This is a genomic window from Cupriavidus sp. DB3, assembly GCF_020418465.1.
Lineage (GTDB): Bacteria > Pseudomonadota > Gammaproteobacteria > Burkholderiales > Burkholderiaceae > Cupriavidus > Cupriavidus cauae.
This window is the reverse complement of record NZ_JAIZPL010000004.1, coordinates 262,474-283,126: the sequence shown is the minus strand read 5'-3', so window position 1 is coordinate 283,126 and position 20,653 is coordinate 262,474. Positions and strand designations below refer to the sequence as shown.

At 67.2% G+C, this 20,653-nt stretch carries 21 protein-coding genes; 11 read left to right on the top strand and 10 right to left on the bottom strand.

Annotation, left to right across the window (positions count from 1 at the left end):
• Positions 1 to 3: 3 nt before the first annotated feature.
• Positions 4 to 258 carry a cell division topological specificity factor MinE gene (gene minE / locus K7G19_RS14740; protein ID WP_006578294.1) on the top strand — a complete coding sequence of 85 codons (255 nt, stop codon included), beginning with the start codon at positions 4 to 6 and terminating at the stop codon, positions 256 to 258.
• 330 nt (positions 259 to 588) lie between these two features.
• Positions 589 to 1,674 carry a porin gene (locus K7G19_RS14735; protein ID WP_226107880.1) on the top strand — a complete coding sequence of 362 codons (1,086 nt, stop codon included), beginning with the start codon at positions 589 to 591 and terminating at the stop codon, positions 1,672 to 1,674.
• Between the two features lie 14 nt (positions 1,675 to 1,688).
• Here K7G19_RS14735 and K7G19_RS14730 read toward each other — a convergent pair whose 3' ends face one another.
• Positions 1,689 to 2,417 carry a hypothetical protein gene (locus K7G19_RS14730; RefSeq protein WP_226107879.1) on the bottom strand — a complete coding sequence of 243 codons (729 nt, stop codon included), beginning with the start codon at positions 2,415 to 2,417 and terminating at the stop codon, positions 1,689 to 1,691.
• Positions 2,414 to 3,109 (bottom strand): response regulator transcription factor, encoded by a 696-nt coding sequence (locus K7G19_RS14725; protein ID WP_149317391.1) that lies wholly within the window; start codon positions 3,107 to 3,109, stop codon positions 2,414 to 2,416. The genes K7G19_RS14730 and K7G19_RS14725 overlap by 4 nt, the downstream gene beginning before the upstream one ends.
• 373 nt (positions 3,110 to 3,482) lie before the next feature.
• Here K7G19_RS14725 and K7G19_RS14720 point away from each other — a divergent pair, with 373 nt between their 5' ends.
• Together K7G19_RS14720 and K7G19_RS14715 are read left to right on the top strand one after the other, a co-directional pair.
• Positions 3,483 to 4,175, top strand: a complete 693-nt coding sequence (locus K7G19_RS14720; protein WP_149317392.1) for a response regulator transcription factor — start codon at positions 3,483 to 3,485, stop codon at positions 4,173 to 4,175.
• Positions 4,176 to 4,185: 10 nt separating this feature from the next.
• Positions 4,186 to 4,980: an aquaporin gene (locus K7G19_RS14715; protein WP_149317393.1), complete on the top strand. Its 795-nt coding sequence runs from the start codon at positions 4,186 to 4,188 to the stop codon at positions 4,978 to 4,980.
• 61 nt (positions 4,981 to 5,041) lie between these two features.
• Here K7G19_RS14715 and K7G19_RS14710 read toward each other — a convergent pair whose 3' ends face one another.
• Both K7G19_RS14710 and K7G19_RS14705 read right to left on the bottom strand, forming a co-directional pair.
• Positions 5,042 to 6,034 (bottom strand): tripartite tricarboxylate transporter substrate binding protein, encoded by a 993-nt coding sequence (locus K7G19_RS14710; RefSeq protein ID WP_226107878.1) that lies wholly within the window; start codon positions 6,032 to 6,034, stop codon positions 5,042 to 5,044.
• 209 nt (positions 6,035 to 6,243) lie between these two features.
• A complete protein-coding gene (locus K7G19_RS14705; protein WP_370639559.1) occupies positions 6,244 to 6,588 on the bottom strand; it encodes a hypothetical protein in 345 nt (114 codons plus the stop codon).
• Between the two features lie 158 nt (positions 6,589 to 6,746).
• Here K7G19_RS14705 and K7G19_RS14700 point away from each other — a divergent pair, with 158 nt between their 5' ends.
• The 6 genes from K7G19_RS14700 to K7G19_RS14675 all read left to right on the top strand — a co-directional run bounded on the left by K7G19_RS14700 (position 6,747) and on the right by K7G19_RS14675 (position 13,718).
• Positions 6,747 to 7,961 carry a hypothetical protein gene (locus tag K7G19_RS14700; RefSeq protein WP_226107877.1) on the top strand — a complete coding sequence of 405 codons (1,215 nt, stop codon included), beginning with the start codon at positions 6,747 to 6,749 and terminating at the stop codon, positions 7,959 to 7,961.
• A gap of 142 nt (positions 7,962 to 8,103) precedes the next feature.
• Complete coding sequence (locus K7G19_RS14695) at positions 8,104 to 8,541, top strand: CBS domain-containing protein (RefSeq protein ID WP_149317615.1); 438 nt, start codon at positions 8,104 to 8,106, stop codon at positions 8,539 to 8,541.
• Positions 8,542 to 8,809: 268 nt separating this feature from the next.
• The gene (locus K7G19_RS14690; protein WP_226108166.1) at positions 8,810 to 10,309 is read left to right on the top strand and encodes an MDR family MFS transporter; all 1,500 of its coding nucleotides are present in this window, start codon (positions 8,810 to 8,812) and stop codon (positions 10,307 to 10,309) included.
• Positions 10,310 to 10,663: 354 nt separating this feature from the next.
• A complete protein-coding gene (locus K7G19_RS14685) occupies positions 10,664 to 11,341 on the top strand; it encodes a glutathione peroxidase (RefSeq protein WP_149317397.1) in 678 nt (225 codons plus the stop codon).
• A 66-nt stretch (positions 11,342 to 11,407) separates the two neighbouring features.
• The gene (locus K7G19_RS14680; RefSeq protein ID WP_226107876.1) at positions 11,408 to 12,259 is read left to right on the top strand and encodes a fumarylacetoacetate hydrolase family protein; all 852 of its coding nucleotides are present in this window, start codon (positions 11,408 to 11,410) and stop codon (positions 12,257 to 12,259) included.
• A gap of 229 nt (positions 12,260 to 12,488) precedes the next feature.
• Positions 12,489 to 13,718, top strand: a complete 1,230-nt coding sequence (locus K7G19_RS14675; RefSeq protein WP_149317399.1) for a M20 aminoacylase family protein — start codon at positions 12,489 to 12,491, stop codon at positions 13,716 to 13,718.
• 44 nt (positions 13,719 to 13,762) lie between these two features.
• On the opposite strand, the gene K7G19_RS14670 is transcribed toward K7G19_RS14675, so the two are convergent.
• A complete protein-coding gene (locus K7G19_RS14670) occupies positions 13,763 to 14,587 on the bottom strand; it encodes a helix-turn-helix domain-containing protein (protein WP_226107875.1) in 825 nt (274 codons plus the stop codon).
• A gap of 240 nt (positions 14,588 to 14,827) precedes the next feature.
• Here K7G19_RS14670 and K7G19_RS14665 point away from each other — a divergent pair, with 240 nt between their 5' ends.
• Complete coding sequence (locus tag K7G19_RS14665) at positions 14,828 to 16,111, top strand: MFS transporter (protein ID WP_149317401.1); 1,284 nt, start codon at positions 14,828 to 14,830, stop codon at positions 16,109 to 16,111.
• Here K7G19_RS14665 and K7G19_RS14660 read toward each other — a convergent pair.
• The 5 genes from K7G19_RS14660 to K7G19_RS14640 all read right to left on the bottom strand — a co-directional run bounded on the left by K7G19_RS14660 (position 16,048) and on the right by K7G19_RS14640 (position 20,652).
• A complete protein-coding gene (locus K7G19_RS14660) occupies positions 16,048 to 16,929 on the bottom strand; it encodes a DUF72 domain-containing protein (RefSeq protein ID WP_226107874.1) in 882 nt (293 codons plus the stop codon). The genes K7G19_RS14665 and K7G19_RS14660 overlap by 64 nt on opposite strands.
• Before the next feature lie 25 nt (positions 16,930 to 16,954).
• Positions 16,955 to 17,287: a nucleotide pyrophosphohydrolase gene (locus tag K7G19_RS14655; protein WP_149317403.1), complete on the bottom strand. Its 333-nt coding sequence runs from the start codon at positions 17,285 to 17,287 to the stop codon at positions 16,955 to 16,957.
• 34 nt (positions 17,288 to 17,321) lie between these two features.
• A complete protein-coding gene (locus K7G19_RS14650; protein ID WP_226107873.1) occupies positions 17,322 to 17,762 on the bottom strand; it encodes a hypothetical protein in 441 nt (146 codons plus the stop codon).
• A gap of 466 nt (positions 17,763 to 18,228) precedes the next feature.
• Positions 18,229 to 18,963: an NYN domain-containing protein gene (locus K7G19_RS14645; protein ID WP_226107871.1), complete on the bottom strand. Its 735-nt coding sequence runs from the start codon at positions 18,961 to 18,963 to the stop codon at positions 18,229 to 18,231.
• Between the two features lie 213 nt (positions 18,964 to 19,176).
• Positions 19,177 to 20,652 (bottom strand): efflux transporter outer membrane subunit, encoded by a 1,476-nt coding sequence (locus K7G19_RS14640; protein WP_149317405.1) that lies wholly within the window; start codon positions 20,650 to 20,652, stop codon positions 19,177 to 19,179.
• Position 20,653: the final 1 nt, after the last annotated feature.

Here is a 20,653-nt window from a genome sequence, read left to right as displayed (position 1 = left end):
CCCATGTCGATCCTGTCCTTCCTGCTCGGGGAGAAAAAGAAGTCCGCGTCGGTCGCCAAGGAGCGGCTGCAGATCATCCTCGCCCATGAACGCACCGGCCATTCCGCGCCGGCCGATTATCTGCCGGCACTGCAGCGCGAGCTCGTTGCCGTGATTTCGAAGTACGTGAAGATCGGCGACCAGGACCTGCGCGTCAGTCTCGAGCGCCAGGACAACCTCGAGGTGCTCGAGGTCAAGATCGAGATCCCGCAGAGCTGACCGCCGGCGGCGGACCGCCCGGTCCGGCCGCCTCCCCCCTTTGGCGGGGTGTCCCGATGCGGACGCCCCCGCCCTCCCCGCCTCCCTTCCTTTCGGTTTCCCCACGCCCTCGCCGGCGCGAGTTTGCACGCCGCAATGCACCATTGCGGGCAACTGTCGCGGCCTGACAACGGAATTGCACCAGCCGCGTCCATTCGGCGCCGCCCGAGCACGGATTGGTGTCGGAACCGTTTACGTTTTGATAAATTTTCGCGGCGTCTACCGACAACGTAGAGCCAATAAATGCCGCCGCGATCCGGCGACAGAACCACAAGACAGAAAAGGAGCACCATGAAGAAATCGGCCTTGACTCTCGCACTCGGCACCCTGCTCGCCGGCAGCGCCTACGCACAAACCTCGGTCACGCTGTACGGGATCGTCGACCAGAGCATCCGCTACACCACCAACGCCAACGCCAACGATGACGGCCTGGTCGAACTGACCAACGGCGCCATCACCAACAGCCGCTGGGGCATCAAGGGCAGCGAAGCCCTGGGCAACAACCTGAAGGCGATCTTCCAGCTGGAAAACGGCTTCGATCCGGACACCGGCCGCGGCAACCAGGCCACCGGCACGCTGTTCGGCCGCCAGGCTTACGTCGGCCTGTCCGGCGACTTCGGCACCATCAAGCTGGGCCGTCAATACACCGAGGGCTTCAACCTGTTCGGTGATTACGATCCGCTGACGATCGGCAACTACAACAACAACGCCTGGCCGTTCTTCCTGACCCAGCTGCGCCGTGACAACGTCATCAGCTACGACGGCAAGTTCGGCGGCCTGAACGTCGGCGCCAGCTATGGCTTCGGCGAACAAGCCGGCAGCGTCCGCACCAACCAGTACTGGGGTGCCCGCGCCTCGTACGCCTTTGGCCCGTTCGGCATCGGCGGCGTGTACCAGGAAATCCGCGACATCAACGAGAACAAGCAGCAGATGTGGGGCGTGGCCGGTAAGTACACCATCGGCGCAGCCAAGCTGTTCGTCGGCTATATCGGCGGCAAGGACCACACCGGCGTGATCGACAACGGCTTCCTGAACCCGGACCAGGCCACCACCGGCAACCCGATTCCGGTGGGCGGCAACCACGCTGCCAACCCGCGCAAGGACAAGATCGGTTACGTTGGCGCCAGCTACCAGCTGACCCCGGCCCTGGCCCTGACCGGCGCGTTCTACTACGACGACATCGACAACAAGGACGGCGTTGCCGGCAACGACGGCAAGCGCTACACCGGCGTGCTGCTGGCCGAGTACGCGCTGTCCAAGCGTACCCAGGTCTACGGTACGGTCGATTACAACAAGGTCAAGGACGGTGCTCGCACCGAACTGCCGAGCAAGAGCAACCAGACCGGCGTGGCCGTGGGTATCCGCCACATCTTCTGATCGGCATCGTTTTTTTACCGATCGACAGGCAGGAAAGCACCTTCGGGTGCTTTCTTGCTTTGGGGCAGCACCAGCCGCCAGATCGCAGCCCCGCCCTCCTTGCGCAGCGTCATCCTGCCCCGGTGGCATCGCATCACGCGACGCACGAACATTCCGGCCGGGGCACTGCGTGACAGCGCGGCGACGACGGCATCGGGCGATGCGGCCGCTGTCGCGATCTCGACCCAGCCGACGCCGCGCGTAACGCCGATCCGCAGATGCACGGCCGCGCCGGGCGAGGCATTGAGAATCGCGCGGGCCAGCAGCCGGGTAACCGCCATCTCCAGCATGCGGGCATCGCCATCGACCCATGTGAAGGTCGGCAGGTCCTCGCAATGCAGGACCACGCCCGTCTCATCGGCTGCGCTCCATGCCGCATCGAGGCATGCCGCGATCAGTGCCGCCAGATCGACCGCTTCGTGGCGATACCGGTGAACGGCCTCCTCGATCAGGCAGGCCAGTTCGTCGACCCGGGTCAGCGCCTCGCGCGCGTGCGCGACGACCTGCACGGCGAACGCAGGCCCGGCAAGTGCACCGGCGCGATACAGCCCCGCGAGTGCCAGCATGTCGGTGGGCGGAACACGCAGATCGTGGGCCAACCCGTGCGCCACCGTGCGCCATACCGGATCGCCGCGCCGCGCCGCGCTGCGGACCCAGCGGCGGCGCCATGCCGCAAGGCGTGCAAACCAGTCGCGCAGTCTCATGGCAAGGACACCGCCTCCAGCCGATAGCCGTGGGTATAGACCGGCATCAGCCGGAAACCGCGCTCGGCGCGCAAGCCCAGCTTGCTGCGCACGCGCGACATATGGGTATCGATGGTGCGCGACAACGGGGAAATCTCCCTGCCCCAGACCGCGGCAACGATATAGTTGCGGGCCACGATGCGGCCCTCGTTGCGAAACAGCAGCAGCGCGAGGTCGAATTCCTTCGGCGTCAATTCGACCGGGCAGCCGTTCAGCGTGACGGTACGCGCGGCGCTGTCGAACACATAACCGCCCAGGCTGACCCGCGCGTCGGTGCCGGCGCGGTGGCTGTCGGTACGGCGCAGCAGGGACTGGATGCGCGCGGTCAGCTCGCCCGGGCGGATCGGCTTGACCATGTAGTCGTCGGCCCCCGCGCACAAGCCGCTGACCACATCTTCTTCGGCGCCGCGGCAGGTCAGGAACATCACCGGCACGCGCCGGTCCAGATTGGCGCGGGTCCAGTGCAGAACTTCCTTGCCGCTCATGTCCGGCATCTGCCAGTCGAGCAGCAACAGATCGAAACTCTCGTCGCGCAAGCGCAGCAGCAACTGCCGGCTCAGCCCGAAGCTGACGCAGCAATGGCCGGCCTCGGTCACGATTTGCTGAATCCACGCGGCCTGCGCGGGTTCGTCTTCGAGCGATGCGATCTTCATGCGCAAACTCCGTTCACGGTGTAGAGCGATCGAACGCCGGCTTGCGTGCGGCCGGCCCCTTCCCATCGAGCATCGAACCACCCCGCATTTAAGACGGCGCGCGGCCGTTTACAAATAGGAATTGCCTCAATTTGAGGTTTCAACAAAATCTCACTTTCGGCATACCGAGGTCTGAACGTACGATGCCTGCGCGGATGGAAATCGCCGCGCCGAAGCCAGTGGCGATCGACCGCGAAGGCGAATGCATGCGCTCTCGCGATCCGCGGCCATGGCCGGTGATCGGCGATAGCCCTGCCGGCAAACTTCCTTGTCGCGCCCGGGTGCCGCCGCGACCCGCGCGCAATCGAATCGACACGCGAGGAGAGCAGACGCCATGAGAATCGCCGCGCTGCAGGACGATCCCACGCAAGCCGTCGTGCTGGAGCAAACGCTCAGCCTGCAAGGCCATCGATGCATCCGCTTCCGGGAGGGACGGACCCTGATGATGGCCTTGCGCCAGGAAGCGTTCGACATGCTGCTGCTGGATTGGGAGGTGCCGGGAATCGCCGCGCAGGACGTGCTGCTGTGGGTACGGCGTACATTGGGCAGCCGCTTGCCGGTGATGCTGCTCGGCGATGGCACCGAGGAGTGCCAGCTGTGTCGCGGTCTTGCCGAAGGCGCCGACGCGTTCATCACCAAGCCGGTGCGGCGGGCGGAACTGGCCGCGCGCGTTCAGGCACTGGCGCGGCGAATGCTCGAGACGGGCGAAGGGTGCTTCGATCTGTCGGTCGGCGCCTACCGTTTTTCGACCACCGACCGGCGCGCGTATCTGACCGGCGCCCCCGTTATGCTGTCACCCAAGGAATTCGATCTGGCGATTCTGCTGTTCCGGCATCTCGGCCAGCTGGTGCTGCGCCAGACCATGATCGACGAGGTCTGGCGCCGCCCGCTGCCCGACGGTTCCCGCACGCTCGACAGCCATCTGTCGCGCGTGCGGACCAAGCTGGCCCTGTGGCCGCACAACGGTGTGCGGCTGACCACGGTGTATTCGGCCGGCTGCCGGCTCGATGTGGTCGACCCCATCTAAGGAGCGAACCATGGCCTCTCTCGCCAGAAGGCTGCTCGCGGAAGCGGTCGGCACTTTCGGCTTGATCTTTGCCGGATGCGGCGTGGTGGTGCTGGCCGGCTGCAAGCCGGACACCGCCGCGGACCTGCTGTGCATCGCGCTCGCCTTCGGGCTGGCGGCCTATGCGATGGCACGGGCGGTCGGACCGATCTCCGGCGCGCACCTGAATCCGGCCATCAGCCTCGGACTGGCGGCGGCACGGCGCTTTCCGTGGCGCGAGGTGATTCCCTACGGCATCGCGCAGCTGGTGGGTGCCGTGGCGGCGGCGACCTTGCTGATGCTGGCGGCGCAGGGCCGGCCGGATTTCGCCTTGTCGTCCGAGCGCTTCGCCGCCAACGGCTACGGTCTGCATTCGCCCGCGGGCTACGACATGCCGAGCGCCCTGGCGATCGAATTCGCGGCGACGGCGATGTTGGCGCTGGTGACCGCCAGCGTCACGCGCCGGCGGCGGCTGATCGCGGCGGGCCCCGTGGTGCTGGGGCCGGCGCTGGCGATGGCGCATCTGCTCGCCTTGCCGGTCACCTATGCCGCGCTCAATCCAGCCCGCGCCACCGGCCAGGCGCTGTTCGTGCAGGGCTGGGCGATGGCGCAGCTGTGGCTGTTCTGGCTGGCGCCCGCAGCGGGCGGGCTGATGGGTGGGCTGATCGCGTTCTGCCTGCTCGACGAGGATGGCTTGCTGACCGAACCGGACGAGCTGACGGCATTGGCGCGCTGGGCCGCGGCCGAGGCGGCCGAGCCCGGCTGCGATCCGCAATCGCCGGCATGAGGGCGCTAGCGATCGTGCGATGGTGGGACGGCAGTCGCGGCGACCGGGCCCGCGCGGCGGCTCAGTCCGCCTTGATGCCGGCTTCCTTGACGATGCGGCCGTTGTCGTCGTACTCGGCGCGGATCGCGGCGGCAAACTGTGCCGCGCTGCCGCCGGTCGGCACCTCGCCGCCCTTGAGCAGGCGTTCACGGACCTCCGGCGCGGCCAGCGCCTTGTTCAGTTCGGCATTGAGACGGGCGACGATCGCGGCCGGCGTCTTGCCGGGCGCGAACACGCCGAAGGTGGAAGTCAGATTGGCCTTCGGATAGCCCAGTTCGGCGAAGGTCGGCACCTCGGCCAGCGCGTCGATGCGCTTCGGAGCGCCGACCGCCAGCGCACGCAGACGTCCGGCCTGCATCTGCTGGGTCAGCGCCGGGCTGGCATTGGTGCTCATCACCTCGAACTGGCCACCGAGCGCGTCGTTCATCTGCTGGCCGGCGCCCTTGTACGGAATCAGCGTCAGGTCCGCTTGCGACCTGGCCTTGACCTGCTCCAGCACGACATGGCCGACCGTGCCGAGGCCCGAGGTCGCCCACCGGACCGAGCCGGGCTTGGCCTTGGCCTGCGCGACCAGATCCTGGAAGCTCTTGCCGGTGAAGCCGGACGTGGCGACCACGATCACCGGGGAATACATCACGCTCATCACCGGTGCGATATCGCGCTGCGGGTCGTAATGCACCTTGCCGACGTGCGGGTTCAAGGTCAGCGGACTGGTCGACGAAAAACCGATCGTGTAGCCGTCCGGCGCCGCCTTGGCGACCGCGTCCATGCCGATGCTGCCGCCGGCGCCTGCCTTGTTCTCGACCACCACCGACGTCCCCATCTGGTCGGACAGCCGCTCGGCGAGCGCACGCGCCACCGTATCGCTGATGCCGCCGGTCGGATAGGCGACGATCAGGCGGATCGGGCGCGACGGATAGTTGTCGGCGGCGGACGCCGGCGCGCTGCCGATGGCGGCAAACGACGTGACGGCGGCAAGGGCGGCGAGTCCGGGCAGGCGGAAGGCGAAAGGCATGGTGGCAGCGACAGGGATTTGTAGGAAGTTGGCCGGGAAATGGGGGTCACAGGGCGGTCATACGGCGGTCATACGGCGGTCATAGCGGCTTAACGCAACGACAACGCAGCGATAACGCAGCCATGACGCCGGAATAACACAGGAATCGCGCAGCTGGACCGCAGGCAAGACCTGGGCATGGAGCCGCCAGGCCGGCGTCGGGCGCTATCTTAGCCCAAGGCACCGGGCTGCCACTGTGGCACCCAGGAGACGAACAACTCGTTGGCCCGATCGTACAGGCGCCAGGTGGTGCCGCACTCGCGGCACTGGAACGTCAGCATGCTGAACGGCACACCGGCCGCGCTCTGGCTGACCAATGGCGCGGTGTGCTTCAACGCCAGCCGTTCATGCGGCTCGCGCCGGCGCATGTCGGCGGCCAGCGCAAGGCAATGGGCGCAGGCATTGAATGCGCCGGGCGCGGGCAATGCATCGCTGGAGCGGGAAGGGACTTCGTTGGCGGGCACGGCGGCGGGCGGGGCGGCATCGCCCCGCGATGAAATCGGCAACGCCGCCATGATGCCGCAAATCCCCGCAGCGCTGGCGGGCGGTCTTGCGCGCGACTGCCGACGATGGTTCGCGAAACGCAGGTCCACGCCTGCGAAGACGTGCCGCTTCAAGCGGAATCTGCAGATTGGCGAAAGTTCTTTTTTGACGAGTTCGTCACACTTCGGCCATGCGTTCGCTGCGTGGCAACGGCACGACGGTCCTTCACGGCGGTGCTGCTGGCCATGCCCCGCTGCCAGACACCACCCTGCCATCCATCATGCGCGTTCCTCTCACCATCCATCGATTTGCCGGCATCCAGGACGTCCGCCAGGCCGTGCAGCGCCATCCCGGCGAGCTTCTGCAGGTTCTTCATCGCGACAGTTCCCACCACATCGTTCAGCTTGGCTCCAGCCGCTATCGCTTCGAGCTGGTCGAGTGCAGACCGGGACGGTGGGAGGGCGCCCTGGTCGAAGTGCCATTCAGGCACATGACATGGCGGCAGCAATGGCTCGCCATCGTACGAACCTTGCGCCGGATGCTTCCGTGCGGGTCCGTACGCGTCGCACGTGTCCGACATACCGTCGGGCATTTCACGCGGCCGGAAGAACGAGCCGGACTCGTCCCTGAACAGGGCTTTCTGCCTGGCGACGATCGGCTGGCCTGGCTGCACGAAGTCTGCCGGACATTGCGCGCTTCTCCAAACCCCAACACCGACCTGCCCGCCAGCCTCGACTTCCGCGATGCAGTCGTGTCCGACGAAGACTTGAAGCTGGTGGACAAGCAACTGCGCGGCTTGCCCGAGGCACTGCCTCGCGACCAGCTTGAACTGATCCTCGAGCCGCTGTGTTCCCTCGTCCTGGCCCCCGACACGCCGGCGCGAAGCCGGCGCGACAAGATGGTGGCCTCGCTCTGCGACAGGTTTGCCAGGACACATGGCTTCGACATGGACACAGCAAGACGCATCGTGCAACTGACCGCCGGATTGTCCGCCGGCTCGGCGTTCCAGCAGTGGTTGGAGAAGGGCGCCACGCAGCTGGCCGACGCCCTCGTTGCCGCGGTCAATCCCGGCGCGATGGAGCGGCCCACCACGCCGCTCCCGGATGTGGACCCGAATACCGTGAACGGTCTCAACCTGATCGGCCGGCACCTGAAGGATCTCGCCGCCGTCCTGCCCGGCTTGCCAACCTCGGCAGTCCGTCCGATGTTGCGGTGCATGGGCAACATTGCCGCCCTTCCCGATGGGGACCGTGTCAGCCAGATCGAGCTGCTAGCCCTTGTCGCGCGCGCCCATGCGCTGACCACGGAACGGCGTGCGGCCGGAGCGCAAGCGCCGGATGCGCCTCGCAAGCCGGCGCGCGTGTGGGGCAAGAAAGCCGACATGCCGGTAAATGCACATCACTAAGATTCTTCCCCGTCACCCTGTGACGCCTCACGATCCTTTGCTAATCTGGAATGGCGTACCGCCGACTCGACTGGCGGACCGCCCGCCGCCGCGGATGCCGGCGCGGGCCGCAGTCCTTCCCCGACCCGACCAGGAGTGGATGATGAAAACTGCACGACAGGTCCTTGCGTCCAAACCGACGCAAGCCATCTACAGCATCCAGCCGGGCGCGACCGTTTATGCCGCGCTCCAGTTGATGGCGGAAAAGAGCATCGGCGCGCTGCTGGTGATGGAGCACGGCAAGATCGTCGGCATCCTCAGCGAACGCGACTATGCGCGCAAGGTCATTCTGATGCAGCGAACGTCCCGCGAAACCCTGGTGCGCGACATCATGACCACCGCGGTGGTCTATGTTCGCGCCGATCAGACCACCGACGAATGCATGGCGCTGATGACGCAGCACCGGCTGCGCCACCTGCCGGTGATGGAAAACGACGAGCTGATCGGCATGCTGTCGATCGGCGATCTGGTCAAGGACATCATCTCCGAGCAGCGCTTCATCATCGAACAGCTGGAGCAGTACATCGCGGGCAGCCGCTAGCGCCCCGCAGCGCAGCGCGGGCGGGCGGCATATTCGGTAAACGAATATAATTCTGCGTTTACTGAATAACAGATGAAGCCGGTCCATCAGGGTCGGCTCCGGCCGCTCTCCCCGGCCGCCCGCCGCCGCTGCTCCGATGTCCCGCCCCGCCGTTTCCGACCGCCCTACCCCCGCCTCCGCTTCCACCCCTTCTTCGATTGCACCGTCCGGCACCGCGGTCCCCGCGTCAGGGCAAGCCGTTGCCGGTGCAGTGGACCACCGCGCGATCATGCGCGTGATCGGCGGCATCGTGCTGTGCATCCTGCTTGCGGCACTCGATCAGACTGTCGTGATTCCGGCGGTGCCGGCGATCGCGCAGGATCTCGACGGCTTCGGCCATCTGTCCTGGATCGTCACGGCCTATCTGATTACCTCGACCGTCACCACGCCGCTCTACGGCAAGCTGTCGGACTCGTTCGGGCGGCGCCGGCTGCTGCTGGTCGCGATCGCGCTGTTCGTACTCGCCTCCCTGGCCTGCGCGTTGGCGGGCTCGCTGCAGCAGCTGATTCTCTTTCGCGCGCTGCAGGGCATCGGCGGCGGTGGCCTGATGTCGCTGGCGCAGGCGGCCATCGCCGACGTGGTCTCACCGCGCCAGCGCGGGCGCTATCAGGGCTATCTGGCGGCGGTATGGGCGGTGGCGTCGGTAGCCGGTCCGCTGGTCGGCGGCTGGGTGTCGGACCATCTGTCGTGGCGCTGGCTGTTCTGGATCAATCTGCCGCTTGGCCTGCTGGCGATGTGGTTGTGCCATCGTGGCCTGCGCGCCCTGCCCGCGCCGGCCGGCAAGGCCCGCGTCGATTGGGGCGGCGCGCTGCTGCTGACCGTGGCGATCGTGTCGTTTCTGCTGGCGATGAGCTGGGGCGGCGAGCGGTACGACTGGCTGTCCGCGCCGATGGCCGGATTGGCCGCGCTGACCGGCCTCGCCGTGCTGGCGTTGATCTGGCAGGAACGGCGCGCCAGCGATCCGATGCTGCCGCCGCGCCTGTTCGCCAACCGCAGTTATGTATTGGGGGTTTGCGCCTCGGCGCTGGCCGCTTCCGCGCTGTTCCTCTGCGTCTTCGCGCTGCCGCTGCATTTCCAGCTGGTGCGCGGCGCCGATGCGGCGATGTCGGGCATGCTGGTGGTGCCCTTCCTGCTGTCGACCGTCGCCGGCAACTTCGTGGTGGCGATGCTCGCGCCCCGGCTTGGCCGGCTGCGCGGGCTCTTGAGCGTCGGCTTTGCCGCCGCGGCGCTGGGGCTGGCCGCGTTGTCGACCGCGACGCCGGCCAGCCCGCTGACGCTGCTACTGGCGGCGATGATCGTGACCGGCGTCGGCCTTGGCATCTGCATGGTCGGCACGCTGATGAACGTGCAGAACGCGCTCGAGCGCCGCGACACCGGCGCCGGCACCGGCGCACTGCTGGTGCTGCGCTCGCTGGGCAGCGCGCTCGGCGGCGCGATGGCCGGCACGCTGCTGACCCTGGCGTTCCGCGGCGCCTTGCACGCGGCCGGACACGACAGCGGGGCTGCGCCGCTGGATCTGGGCGCGCTGCGCCATGGCAGCGAGGCCTTCGCCCAGCTGGCGCCCGAGGTGCAGCGGCTGCTGACCGGCGGCGTCGAGGCGGGTTTCCACTGGATCTTCGCGACCGGCGCCGCGGCCGCGCTGCTGGCGCTCGGCCTGGTCCGGCGGACGCCCGACGTCGAGCTGCGCGGCGCCGTGTCGGACCACGTCAAGCCGCTGGCGATGGAATAAATGGCGCCGGCCAACCGCACGCCGGTTGGCCCCTCCGCCCTCCGCCCTCCGCCCTCCGCCCTTCGCCCTCCGCCCTTCGCCCTTCGCCCTTCGCCCCTTCGCCCCTTCGCCCTTCGCCCTTCGCCCTTCGCCCTTCGCCCTTCGCCCTTCGCCCTTCGCCCTTCGCCCTTCGCCCTTCGCCCTTCGCCCTTCGCCCTTCGCCCTTCGCCCCTTCGCCCCTTCGCCCCTTCGCCCCTTCGCCCCTTCGCCCCTTCTCCCCTTCGGCCCTTCCGCCCTTGGCCCATTCGCCTCGTAGCGCCCTCGCCGGCGTAGACTACGGGTCACCGTTCGCACCGTTCGCCGGAGATCGACGCCATGACCCGCTTCCCTGCCTTCTCGAGCCAGCCGCCACGCCGCGGCCGCGCTGCCTTGCCCTGGGCCGTCGCGCTCGCGCTGTCCGCGCCGCTCGCCCATGCCGCCGGTGAATCAGGCGCGAACCGCGCTGCCGGCGCCGCCCCGGCGACATCCCAGGCATCGTCGGCCAGCTGTCCGGCCACGCTGAATTTCCGTTTCCCGCGGCTGCAGGACGAGGCCGAACAGAACCTGTGCCAGTACGCCGGCAAGGTCGTGCTGGTCGTCAATACCGCCAGCTATTGCGGCTTCACGCCGCAGTACGAAGGCCTGGAGGCGCTCTACGCCAAATACCGCGAGCGCGGCCTGGTGGTGCTGGGCTTCCCGTCCAACGACTTTTCGCAGGAGCCGGGTTCGGAAAAGGAGATCGCCGACTTCTGCTTCAACACCTACGGCGTCAAGTTTCCGATGCTGGCCAAGACGCACGTGCGCGGCGACCAGGCCAATCCGATGTATGCGCGGCTCGCCAGGGAAAGCGGCACGGCGCCCAAATGGAATTTCCACAAGTACCTGATCGACCGCGACGGGCGCGTGGTTGCCAGCTATCAAAGCTCGGTGAAACCGTCGGACCGGCAACTGGTCTCGCGCATCGAGCAATTGCTGGCCGCACCGCGCCAGGCGAATGCGGCGGCGGCAAATTGATCGGCTGAAGAATGGCCGAACCGTCTGAAGATCTGCAGAACACCACCAAGCAAAACGAGGAGAACGATGAAGCTGGTACGAATTGGCAGCGCCGGCGCCGAGCGGCCGGGACTGATCGATGCGCAAGGCCGCGTGCGCGATCTGTCGGCAGTGGTCGGCGATATCGACGCGCGCACGCTGGCGCCGAACGCCCTGGCCGAACTGGCGGCGCTGGACCCCACCGCCCTGCCCTTGGCCGAAACCGAGCGTTTCGGCACGCCATGGACCGGGATCGGCAAGATCGTCGCCATCGGGCTGAACTACGCCGACCACGCGGCCGAGGCCAACATGCCGATCCCCTCTGAGCCGATCGTGTTCCTGAAGGCCACCAGTTCGCTGAACGGCCCGAACGATCCCGTGATGCTGCCGCGCGATTCGGTCAAGACCGACTGGGAGGTCGAACTCGGCGTGGTGATCGGCACGCGCGCGCAGGACGTGCCGGCGGCCTCCGCGCTCGATCACGTGGCGGGCTACTGCGTGGTCAACGACGTCTCCGAGCGCGAATTCCAGATCGAGCGCGGCGGTACCTGGGACAAGGGCAAGGGCTGCGACACCTTCTGCCCGGTGGGTCCGTGGCTGGTCACGCGCGACGAGGTCCCCGATCCGCAGGCGTTGTCGCTGTGGCTCGACGTCAATGGCGAACGGATGCAAAGCGGCACCACCGCGACGATGGTGTTCGATGTCGCCACGCTGGTCAGCTACGTCAGCCGCTTCATGACGCTGCATCCCGGCGACCTGATCTGCACGGGCACGCCGCCGGGCGTCGGCATGGGCCTCAAGCCGCCGCGTTTTCTGCGGGCCGGCGACACCATGCGGCTCGGCATCGAGGGATTGGGCGAGCAGACGCAGCGCGTGCTGCCCTACTCGCGCTCGGTGTGATGGCGCACTGAACGGGCGCTGCATAGGCGCTGAACAGGCGCCGAACGGGAGGGGACTCTGATCCCATCGAGGCGATCGAGTTCCCCCAACCCTGCGCGCGTCATGGTGGACCGTACCCCGTTAGCAACAGTTCTGAAAACAAATGCGGCGCAAAGAGCGAATCGCATAGGCACTCGCGATCCTAAGTGGAATACTGTGCTTCATGGACTAAGCCAGTACGAGCGCCGTCATGTCAGAAGTTGATCCCCCCATTCTTGTGTCCCGCCTCGGAGCCGATCTCACCCCGGCTTATTGCGAGTTGTCCGATACCCTGGACAGCCGCGCCGAACTCGAGGCGATTCGCCGCACCATCCACCAACACCCCGAACTCGGATTCGAAGAGCACCGCACCGCCGAACTGGTGGCGCAGCGCCTCGAGCGCTGGGGCTATGCGGTGACGCGCGGGGTCGGCGGCACGGGCGTGGTCGGGACGCTGCGCAACGGCGACAGCGGGCGCAGCGTCGGCATCCGCGCCGACATGGACGCGCTGCCGATTCTGGAATCGACCGGCCTGCCGTATGCCAGCGTCCATTGCGGCAAGATGCACGCGTGCGGCCACGACGGCCATACCGCGATCCTGCTGGGCGCCGCACGCCAGCTGGCGCGGACGCGCAATTTCGACGGCACCGTCCATCTGATCTTCCAGCCCGCCGAGGAAATCGGCGCGGGCGCCAGCGGCGCGCAGCGGATGCTGGCCGACGGCCTGTTCGAACGCTTCCCCTGCGATGCGATCTTCGGCCTGCACAACCATCCGGGCGTGCCGGCCGGCACCTTCATGTTCCGCGCCGGTCCGATGATGGCGGCCTGCGATACCGTAACGATTACGATTCGCGGCAAGGGCGGCCATGCCGCGCGGCCGCACCAGTCGATCGATCCGATCCTGGTCGCCGGCAGCCTGGTGATGGCGCTGCAGACCATCGTGTCGCGCAATATCGATCCAAACGAAACCGCGGTGGTCACGATCGGCTCGCTGCATGCCGGCCACGCGCCCAACGTGATTCCCGAAAGCGCCAAGCTCGAATTGAGCGTCCGTTCGTTCAGCCCCGAGGTGCGCACCACGCTCGAATCCCGCATCCGCCAGCTGGTGACCTCGCACGTCGAGGGCTATGGCGCCGCGGTCGATCTCGATTACCGCCCGGGCTATCCGGTGGTGGTCAACAGCGAAGCCGAGACCGAGTTCGCGCGCCAGGTCGCCGAGGAGCTGGTCGGGCCGGACAAGGTCGTGGGCCAGATTCCGCTGATCTCGGGCAGCGAGGACTTCGCCTATTTCCTGCAACAGCGCCCCGGCTGCTTCGTGCGCCTGGGCAATGGCGCCGGCCGTCCGCTGCTGCATAACCCCGCCTACGATTTCAACGACGACAACCTGACCGTGGGCGCGGCGTACTGGACGCGACTGGTCGAGCGCTATCTGGCCGCCTGACCGGCGGGCTCTCCAGGCAACTCAATCCCAAAAGGCAAACCCGCTCAGCGAAAGAACGCGCTTGGCGGTACGCCGAACTGCCGCCGGAACATCGCCGCGAACGCGCTGGGACTCTGGTAGCCCAGTTCCAGCGCTACCTCGACGACCTTGACGCCCGCCGCGAGCCGCTCCAGCGCGGCCAGCAACCGCGCCTGCTGGCGCCACTGGCCGAACGTCATGCCGGTCTCGCGCGCGAAGCGCCGCTGCACGGTCCTGCCATCGATGCCCACTCGCCGCGCCCAGTCCGCCAGCGTCATCGGCGTGTCGGGCGCTTCCAGAATCGCGGCACAGATGCGCCGCAGCGCCGGGTCCACGGGATGGGGAAGATGCAGCGGCAGCGCGGGCAGCAGCACGACCTCGTCGAGCAGCAGCTGCATCAGGCGGCCGTCGCGCGAATCGGGCGAGTAGGGCGGAACGATGTCGATCGCGGCCAGGATCAGTTCGCGCAGCAGCGGCGAGACGCCGAGCACGGTGCAGCGCGTCGGCAATCCCGCGGCCGCGTCCGGGCGGATATACGCGGTGCGCATGCGCACCTGGCCGACCATCCGGATCCAGTGATCGGTGCCGCCCGGCACCCAGATCGCCCGCGTCGGCGGCACGATCCATTGACCCTCGTCGGTTCCGACGACCATCACACCATGCACGGCATGCAGCAGTTGCGCGTGCGGATGCCGGTGGCGCGTGGTCAGATGGCCCGGCTGATAGTCGGCGGCCATCGCGGCCACCGGCATCGGGCCGCGGTCGTAGGCCATGTAGCGCGGCTGCGGCGAGGGCGGGGCGTCGGGTCGGGCGTCGGGTTGGTGGTCGGGTGGGGAAGCGGCATCGGCCATCTGGATCGATATCCCGAATGTGGCGAAAGCGTGGCGCATAGAGCGTGGAATAGGGCCATTATCTGTCCGTTTCGAGATGGTTGTAGTCTCAATCTCGCAGGACAGGCGCCAACACAAGGAATAGCATCACCGTGTTCGCGCGCGTGCGGCCTCGCTGCCGTGTTGCTCCCGCGTCTTGCCGACGACTTCCCGACCGCGCCCGAACGCTCCCAAGAAAAAGTCCAACCAGAGACCTTTGCCATGGCTTCGCGAATCGATTCCCTGTCTGCCGAATTGGGCAATGTGCCCGATGCCGCCGTGACACCGGCCGCGCCCGCTGCGCCGGCCACGCCGAGCGCGGCCGCTGCCGGCGCCGGCGAACGCACCGGCTTCCGCGTGCTGTCCGCCATCAGCTTCGCCCACATGCTCAACGACATGATCCAGTCGTTGATCCTGGCGATCTATCCGATGCTCAAGGGCGGCTTCAACTTGAGCTTCGTGCAGATCGGCCTGCTGACGCTGACGTACCAGATCACCGCCTCGCTGCTGCAGCCGCTGGTCGGCCTGTACACCGACAAGCATCCGAAGCCGCATTCGCTGGCGGTTGGCATGGGATTCACGCTGGCGGGATTGCTGCTGTTGTCGATTGCACCGAGCTATGGCGTGCTGCTGGTCGCCGCGGCGCTGGTCGGCACCGGCTCGTCGATCTTCCATCCGGAATCGTCGCGCGTGGCGCGCATGGCCTCGGGCGGGCGCCATGGGCTGGCGCAGTCGATCTTCCAGGTCGGCGGCAATGTCGGCAGCGCGGCCGGACCGCTGCTGGCGGCCGTGGTGGTGCACACGCAGGGCAGCATCGCCTGGCTGTCGCTGGCGGCCCTGCTGGCGATCGCGGTGCTGTGGCGCGTGGGCGGCTGGTATGGCCAGCGCCTCGCCGAGCATGCCCGCGCCGCGCGCAAGGCGATGGCCAGCGCGCCGCGGCTGCCGGGCCGTACCGTGGCGCGCGCCATGGCCGTGCTGATGGTGCTGCTGTTCTCGAAGTATTTCTATATGGCGTCGCTGGGCACCTATTACACCTTCTACCTGATGGAGCGCTTCGGCGTGCCGCAGCGCTCGGCCCAGCTCTATCTGTTCGCCTTCCTGTTCGCCGTCGCGGTCGGCACCATCCTGGGCGGCCCGATCGGCGACCGCATCGGCCGCAAGCGCGTGATCTGGTTCTCGATCCTCGGCGTCGCCCCGTTCACGCTGATGCTGCCCCATGCCGACCTGTTCTGGACCGCCGCGCTGTCTCTGGTGATCGGCTTCATCCTGGCCTCGGCGTTCTCCGCGATCCTGGTGTTCGCGCAGGAACTGATCCCGGGCAAGGTCGGCATGGTGTCGGGCCTGTTCTTCGGCCTGGCCTTCGGCATGGGCGGCATCGGTGCCGCGGTGCTCGGCGGGGTCGCCGACGCGCACGGCATCGAGACGGTCTACCGCTGGTGTGCCTACTTGCCGCTGCTCGGCGTGCTGGCCGTGTTCCTGCCGGAAACCCGCACGCGCGCCTCGTAGTCCGGATCGAGGCGCGACAGCAGGGCGGTCGCGGCGGCCGGCGCGCGCTCCTTGTCGCCGTTGATGAAGAAGACGAAGACGTCGCGGCGGCTTGCCGGGGCGTCGTTGTCCTCGACCCGCGGCAGCCCCTGCGGCGCCTCGCCCCGCGCCCACGCCTGGGCATGCTCGACCCACGCGTCGAGCAATTTCGGCGCGTAGCCGTACTTGAGCTTGGCGTTGCTGCGCATCAGCCGTGCGTAGACGAAGTCCCCGGTCACGTCCGCGAACGAAGGGAATTTCTCGGCATCGGTGAAGACCGTCGCCGCCTTGTAGCGGCGGGCCAGCGCCAGGAACTCGGGGCAGGCAAAGCTGGCGTGGCGCACTTCGACTACATGGCGCAGCCCGATGCCGTGGGCTTCCTGCGGCAGCAAGGCGAGAAAGGCCTCGAAATCCTCGGGATCGAACACCTTGCTCGGCGCGAACTGCCAGACGATCGGCCCGAGCTTGGCGCCCAGTTCGGTAATACCGCTGTCGATGAAGCGCTCGACCGACTCCCCGGCCTCGGCCAGCACCCGGCGGTTGGTCGCATAACGCGACGCCTTGACCGAGAAAACGAAATCGTCGGGGGTCTGCTCCTTCCACTTGATGAAGGACGCGCGTTTCTGCGTGCCGTGGTAGGTGCTGTTGATCTCGATCGCGGTCAGCCGCCGGCTGGCGAACTCGAGTTCGCGCGCCTGCGTCAGGTCCTCCGGGTAGAACGTGCCGCGCCAGGGGGCATAGGTCCAGCCGCCGATGCCGACGCGGATGGCGCCGGCCTGAGTCGATGCATTCGCTGCCATGACGATCCTCCTCCGATTTAGCGATTCACTCCGATGGCGTGATCGCGGGGTACTTGGCGGCATTGAGCGCGATCTTGTCGCGCACCGCGGCGTCGAGATCGACCTCCAGCACACTGGCCAGCTCGACCAGGTAGATCAGGATGTCGGCCAGCTCCTGCCGCACATGCTCGCGCTCGTCCGTCGCCATCACGGTGTGGGACTGCTGCTCCGTCTTCCACTGAAAGATCTCCACCAGCTCGGCCACCTCGACGCTCAGGGCCATCGACAGGTTTTTCGGCGAGTGGTACCGCGCCCAATCCCGGGCGCGGATGAAGTCGTTCAGCACCTGTTGCAAACGCTCTGTTTCAATCAGCTTCATCTGCGTCCTTGCCCACGGCAGGTTGTTCGGTGGGCTACTTTACCGTGCCTGCCTCCGGCGCTGCCCGCTGCGCCGCCGGCTCGTCCGCTGACTTGTCCGCTGACTCCTCCACCGGCCCGGCCGGCTCGTTGGCGAGCACGTCGGCCGCCCATTGCGCAAAGGCCTCGCCGCGCGACGAGCCCAGCCGCACGCCGACCAGCAGCACCGCGTCGAGCGCGTAGCAGGTCGGGCCGGGCGCCACGCCATCGTCGCGCTGGGCCTCCTTGCGGATCGAAGCAGAACCGAGCCGGCGCCCGCAGAAGGCGGCCTTCAATTGCCTGGCGACATCCTGCTCCGAGGTCCGGTACAGGGCCGCCATATTGTCGAGCGTCATCCACAGCTTGCCGTCGAGCACCCGGCAGGCGATGCGCGTCAACGAGTCCTCGGTCTGGTAGTAGCGCCGGTCGGCGCCGTCGGCGTTGGCATTCTCTGTCATGGTCGATGTCCCATGGTCTCCGGCGTTGAAGAACGATGTGGAGACGCAAGGTATCGCTTTCCGAAGGAGTGCACGTACAGCTGGCGCCGATCGGGCGACGCTTTTTAGTGAATTTCGCGTGAAAGCTAATGCTGCCTGCGCCCGGGAAAAACGCGAGCGAAATGGAATCGCAACGGCACCGGAAGGGAGCGGGCGAGGGGAGGGAACCGCCGGGAAAAGGCTGGGGAAAAAAAAGCCAACTACCAAAGGAAGGATGACGTGCGACCCAACGAGGAGCTGGGGTTGGTAGCTGGCTCCCGCAAGCGTTGACGGGCGAACCGACAAACGCGATCGTAGGTGCATCGGCCGGCCGGTTCTGTAGAAAAGCGCGCCGGGCTTTAACAGTCCGCGAGCCGCTCAGGCCACCTCCTGTCCGCTATCGATGTTTCGCCCCAGGAACAGCCCGCACATACACGGCAAAACGCAACTACGGTTGCGAAGCATCGCCCCGGCATTCGAGGACTCTCTGCCGCGGGCAAGTCGATCGCAGACCATCGATGTGCTCGTTGAGGTTTGGTGGAATGCGCTGCCACATGGGATCGAGGATGAAGTCGATTCCTTCGCGCCTGGCCTGCTTTGCCGCCGGCACGAAGTCGGCGTCGCCCGCTATCAGCACGATCTGGTCAACCTGCTTCTTGAACGCCAACGAGGACACATCGACGCCGATTCGCATGTCGACGCCTTTTTGGCGGATATCGACCATTACATCGTCGGGCGTCAGCTCGGCCATCTGCATCTTGCCGGCCAACAGGTCGGCGACCCTGGACGCCTTGATGGTCCATTGGCTGTAGGTGGAAAGATGCCGGAGCCGCAGTGCGACCTTGCGCATGCCTCGCAGATGCTCATGGAGCTGAAGCCGGAAAGCAGCCTCGGCCGACTTGGCGAAGTCGACAATTCGCTTGTTGATCGGGTTGTGCATCTTCTTTGTCAGCGGCGGACAGTCGTAGAAGAAGATGCGATACAACTCGCGACGATCCAGCCGCCGTCTCTGGCGATCCGGGAATGCATCGCCTCCAGTGCCGTTTCGACGTGGTGACAGATGGGCACATGCCCATCGATGGGCGCACTCCGCCGCCCGGCGCGCGTCATGGGCGTTCTGCGGCTCGATTGCCCGAAAGCGCTTGATGAAGAAGGCGCCGTCGATAAGGATGGCTGTCGGCATGCTGACTCCTGCGGCCTGCGTTGCTACGCCAGAATGAAAAAAGCCCAGGGGTTCGGCGCGCTGCTGGATGATTGCAACGGCTTACTGCCAAGGGCTGGATGCAGGCGAATCTAGCATTGGCCACGGTCCGGGGCAACAGCACCCGGGATGCCTGTCAGTGAAAAAAAGAAAGCGCCCGAAGGCGCTTTCCTTGTCCTGCCGGCTGCCGCGCCTTCAGCGCGCGGTGCCGTTCTGCGGCGTCGGCGCCGCGGCCACCGGGCCGGTTTCGGACAGGCCGCCGCCCAGCGCCCGATACAGGTCGATCGCGTTGTTCAGCCGCAGCTGCCGCGCCTGGATCAGCGCCTGCTCGGCGGTGAACAGCTGCCGCTGCGCGTCCAGTGCCTCGATCTGCCCGGTGATGCCGCTGCGGAAGCGCAGATTGGCCAGTTCGAAGCGCGCCGCCTCGGCGTTGCGCACCTGCTCCTGGCTGCTGACCTGCTCTTCCAGCGTGCCGCGCGCGACCAGCGCGTCGGCCACCTCGCGGAAGGCCACCTGGATGGTCTTCTCGTAGTTGGCCACCTGGATGTTCTTGCGCACGTTGGCCAGATCCAGGTTCGACATGTTGCGGCCGAAGTCGAAGATCGGCAGCACCAGTTGCGGCGCGAACGACCACGCCTTGGTGCCGGCCTCGAACAGACCCGAGAAGTCGCGGCTCATGCTGCCGAGCGTGCCGGTCAGCGTGATGCGCGGGAAGAACGCGGCGCGGGCGGCGCCGATATTCGCGTTGGCCGACAGCAGTTCCTGTTCGGCCTGGCGGATATCGGGACGCTGCTCGAGCAGGTCCGAAGGCAGTCCCGGCGGGATGTCGGTGACGAAGCGTTCCTCCGACAGCGTGCGCGGCGGCGGCAGGTTCGGGATCGAACCGAGCGGCGTGCCGACCAGCACCTCCAGCGCGTTGCGTGCCTGCGCGCGCTGGCGCGCCAGCTCGGCGGCCGAGACGCGAGCCTGGGCCACCAGCGATTCGTTGTCGCGCAGGTCCAGCGCCGAGGTGGCGCCGGCCTCGAAACGCTGCTGCGCCAGGCGGAAGGTTTCCTCGCGGGTCTTCAGCGTGTTCTGCGCGATCGCGTACTGCTCGTCGTAGGCGCGCTCGGCCAGATAGGCCTTGGCGACTTCCGACACCAGCGAGATCTGCGCGGCGCGGCGCGCTTCCTCGGTGGCGAAGTACTGCGCCAGCGCGGCATTGGACAGGCTGCGCACGCGGCCGAAGAAATCGAGCTCGTACGAGGTGATCGCGCCGCCGGCCTGCCAGTACTCGGCGATATAGCCCTGGCCCAGCGGCGAGGCGGCGCCCGAGACCTGCTGGCGCGTGTAGCCGCCGGTCGCGTTGACGGTCGGCAGCAGGTCGGAGCGCTGCACCTGGTACAGCGCACGCGCTTCCTCGATGCGCAGCGCGGCGGTGCGCAGGTCGCGGTTGTTGTCCAGCGCGGTCGCGATCATCGCCTGCAGGCGCGGATCGCGGAAGAACTCGCGCCAGCCGATGTCGGCCGCGCGGCGGCTCTCGCCGGTCTTCACCTCGGACTGGCCGTAGCCTTCCGGCGCGGCCGGGAAGTCGGTTGCCACCGGCGCGGCCGGACGCTCATACCGCGGCGCCAGGGTGCAGCCGGACAGCACGCCGGCCACCAGCAGCAGCGCGGTCAGTGTTTTCGTCATG

Coding starts and splice junctions, on each gene's coding strand:
- minE (WP_006578294.1), top strand. CDS start 4: ATGTCGATCCTGTCCTTCCTGCTCGGGGAGAAAAAGAAGTCCGCGTCG.
- K7G19_RS14735 (WP_226107880.1), top strand. CDS start 589: ATGAAGAAATCGGCCTTGACTCTCGCACTCGGCACCCTGCTCGCCGGC.
- K7G19_RS14730 (WP_226107879.1), bottom strand. CDS start 2,417: ATGAGACTGCGCGACTGGTTTGCACGCCTTGCGGCATGGCGCCGCCGC.
- K7G19_RS14725 (WP_149317391.1), bottom strand. CDS start 3,109: ATGAAGATCGCATCGCTCGAAGACGAACCCGCGCAGGCCGCGTGGATT.
- K7G19_RS14720 (WP_149317392.1), top strand. CDS start 3,483: ATGAGAATCGCCGCGCTGCAGGACGATCCCACGCAAGCCGTCGTGCTG.
- K7G19_RS14715 (WP_149317393.1), top strand. CDS start 4,186: ATGGCCTCTCTCGCCAGAAGGCTGCTCGCGGAAGCGGTCGGCACTTTC.
- K7G19_RS14710 (WP_226107878.1), bottom strand. CDS start 6,034: ATGCCTTTCGCCTTCCGCCTGCCCGGACTCGCCGCCCTTGCCGCCGTC.
- K7G19_RS14705 (WP_370639559.1), bottom strand. CDS start 6,588: ATGGCGGCGTTGCCGATTTCATCGCGGGGCGATGCCGCCCCGCCCGCC.
- K7G19_RS14700 (WP_226107877.1), top strand. CDS start 6,747: ATGCGTTCGCTGCGTGGCAACGGCACGACGGTCCTTCACGGCGGTGCT.
- K7G19_RS14695 (WP_149317615.1), top strand. CDS start 8,104: ATGAAAACTGCACGACAGGTCCTTGCGTCCAAACCGACGCAAGCCATC.
- K7G19_RS14690 (WP_226108166.1), top strand. CDS start 8,810: ATGCGCGTGATCGGCGGCATCGTGCTGTGCATCCTGCTTGCGGCACTC.
- K7G19_RS14685 (WP_149317397.1), top strand. CDS start 10,664: ATGACCCGCTTCCCTGCCTTCTCGAGCCAGCCGCCACGCCGCGGCCGC.
- K7G19_RS14680 (WP_226107876.1), top strand. CDS start 11,408: ATGAAGCTGGTACGAATTGGCAGCGCCGGCGCCGAGCGGCCGGGACTG.
- K7G19_RS14675 (WP_149317399.1), top strand. CDS start 12,489: ATGTCAGAAGTTGATCCCCCCATTCTTGTGTCCCGCCTCGGAGCCGAT.
- K7G19_RS14670 (WP_226107875.1), bottom strand. CDS start 14,587: ATGGCCGATGCCGCTTCCCCACCCGACCACCAACCCGACGCCCGACCC.
- K7G19_RS14665 (WP_149317401.1), top strand. CDS start 14,828: ATGGCTTCGCGAATCGATTCCCTGTCTGCCGAATTGGGCAATGTGCCC.
- K7G19_RS14660 (WP_226107874.1), bottom strand. CDS start 16,929: ATGGCAGCGAATGCATCGACTCAGGCCGGCGCCATCCGCGTCGGCATC.
- K7G19_RS14655 (WP_149317403.1), bottom strand. CDS start 17,287: ATGAAGCTGATTGAAACAGAGCGTTTGCAACAGGTGCTGAACGACTTC.
- K7G19_RS14650 (WP_226107873.1), bottom strand. CDS start 17,762: ATGACAGAGAATGCCAACGCCGACGGCGCCGACCGGCGCTACTACCAG.
- K7G19_RS14645 (WP_226107871.1), bottom strand. CDS start 18,963: ATGCCGACAGCCATCCTTATCGACGGCGCCTTCTTCATCAAGCGCTTT.
- K7G19_RS14640 (WP_149317405.1), bottom strand. CDS start 20,652: ATGACGAAAACACTGACCGCGCTGCTGCTGGTGGCCGGCGTGCTGTCC.